Here is a 2,284-nt window from a genome sequence, read left to right as displayed (position 1 = left end):
TCCCGAAAAGATGCCGTCAGATTAATACTCTGCAAACTAAAACTTTCTTCCTGATAGGTTTGCAGAATCCATAAACCCTGTTCACCCCGTCGAAAAGTTTCTACTCGTTGGTGTTTACTATTGACTAAGACATATTCCTCTAAACTTTCTAGAGTTTGATAATCATTAAATTTATCCCCCCTGTCAAAAGCTTCTGTGGAATCGGAGAGAACTTCAATAATTAATTTAGGAAAACGTTTGTAGGTAGCAGTTTCCCTATCTCTGTCATCGCAGGTGACAAGAATATCAGGATAATAAAAGTGATTACGTTTCTCTAATCTGACTTTCACATCGGCAAAATAAACCCGACAATCGGAACCCCGCAAATGATTACGAATGATAAAAGTGAAATTGAGTCCGATAATATTATGAGTATCCGTCGTTCCTGCCATGGCGTAAACTTGTCCATCGATATATTCATGTTTAATGAGACTGGTTTCTTCAAACTGAAGATATTCTTCTGGGGTGAGATTATTATAGTTAGATAAAGCAATCATGGGTGTAATCGTTGAAAAAGCAACAAACTTTACTGGGAACAAACAATAACAGTAGTCAACCCAGTTTACCCGCAGAGGTTAGCACTACTGATGAATGGTCAAATTAATCAATCTTAATAATGTTTCCCCAGCTATCTGAGGAAACATTCACCCCCAACTCTCTCTATCAACCACAATTCGAGGTATCCAATAACTATCATGGCATTACTTAACCTTTTTCCCCCCTATCTGATTCTTTTAATTCTAGTTTTGGTTATTTTTTCCACCGTCTTAGCTGTGAGAATCCAGATTGCTCTCTATAAACATCTCCAAGAGTCAACCAAAAAAGTCAACCGCTTAAGTAATAATATTGATACAGTGACAGAGCAAGTTACTCAAGTCTCTGAGACAATCCTAGAACAAAATCAGCAACGCTCAGTCACCGAACAAGAAAAGTTATCTAACATTCAGGGAGAATTAGTAAAATTAATCGAAACTGTGAAAACCTATCAAGACAGTTTTAACTCCCAGTCGAAACAATTAGGAAACCAACTTATCAATAGTCTCGATGAAAGACTCTCCCAAACCTCCGATACAATTCTCACTGCTTCCCATGGGATTGAGCGCTCTAGTAATAATCTCGATGTGACTAATGCTAACCTGTCTCAGTTAATTGATACAGTGACAGAGCAACTTACTCAAGTCTCTGAGACAATCCTAGAACAAAATCAGCAACGCTCAGTCACCGAACAAGAAAAGTTATCTAACATTCAGGGAGAATTAGTAAAATTAATCGAAACTGTGAAAACCTATCAAGACAGTTTTAACTCCCAGTCGAAACAATTAGGAAACCAACTTATCAATAGTATCGAGCAAAGACTCTCCCAAACCTCCGATACAATTCTCACTGCTTCTAATGGGATTGAGCGCTCTAGTAATAATCTCGATGTGACTAATGCTAACCTGTCTCAGTTAATTGATACAGTGACAGAGCAAGTTACTCAAGTCAAGGAAAGCTTACAGTCTGAGTTAAACCTTTTAAGCAATAACTTAGGGATGGTAGTTGATGATAAATTAACTAAGAACTCAGAACAATTAAAAGCAGTTTCCCAATCTATTGAGAAAACAGCGAATCAATTTGGCAGCCTTAAATCAGATTTTTCTCAAGTAATTAACGCAGTGAACACCAACACCAGTCAATTAACTGCTAACTTAGAATCTTTGCGAGATAAGTTAGAGAAAGTTATTGCTAAGGAAAATAAATCGAATCAGAAAATGATTGAACACATCTACGGAGAAATTCACAAATGTTTAGCAGAACTAGAGAAAATTAACGATATGCGTTCTGAATTTCCTAACTTAAAGGATGAGATGGAAGAACTTTTTGAGACAATCCCTAATCTTACTCAAAAAAATGTTCAAGATGACATTTATAAGTTAAATAAGAAGTTGGAAGAACTAAAAAAACTTTTTGAGACAATCCCTAATCCTCCTCAAAAAGATGTTCAGTCTGAATTTTCTAACTTAAAGGATAACATAGAAAAACTTTTTGAGACAATCCCTAATCCTACTCAAAAAGATGTTCAGGATGACATTAACACCATATTTGAATAACTTCACCAACATATAAGCAACTATGTCCAGACGTACCTACTACCGGGATGAAGATAAATCGGTGGATGTTTATCCCGCATTTACCGATTTAATGTCCAATGCTTTCATGATTCTGAGTTTATTTCTCCTCTTGGCACTTTTTCAGTCCTATAATC

Annotated in this window: 1 protein-coding gene and 1 pseudogene; one reads left to right on the top strand and one right to left on the bottom strand. The window is 36.3% G+C overall.

The window, feature by feature from the left end:
* Positions 1–536 (bottom strand): Uma2 family endonuclease (locus MiAbW_RS18945; protein ID WP_151697332.1); only part of this gene is annotated, 536 nt, incomplete at its 3' end.
* Between the two features lie 369 nt (positions 537–905).
* Here MiAbW_RS18945 and MiAbW_RS20330 point away from each other — a divergent pair.
* Positions 906–2,129 (top strand): annotated as a pseudogene (locus MiAbW_RS20330) (hypothetical protein); the annotation flags it as partial.
* Positions 2,130–2,284: the final 155 nt, after the last annotated feature.

The sequence above is a fragment of the Microcystis aeruginosa NIES-4325 genome (genome assembly GCF_008974145.1).
Taxonomy (GTDB): domain Bacteria; phylum Cyanobacteriota; class Cyanobacteriia; order Cyanobacteriales; family Microcystaceae; genus Microcystis; species Microcystis aeruginosa_G.
Note: the sequence above shows the minus strand (reverse complement) of the source record. Positions and strands in the feature narration are given on the sequence as shown.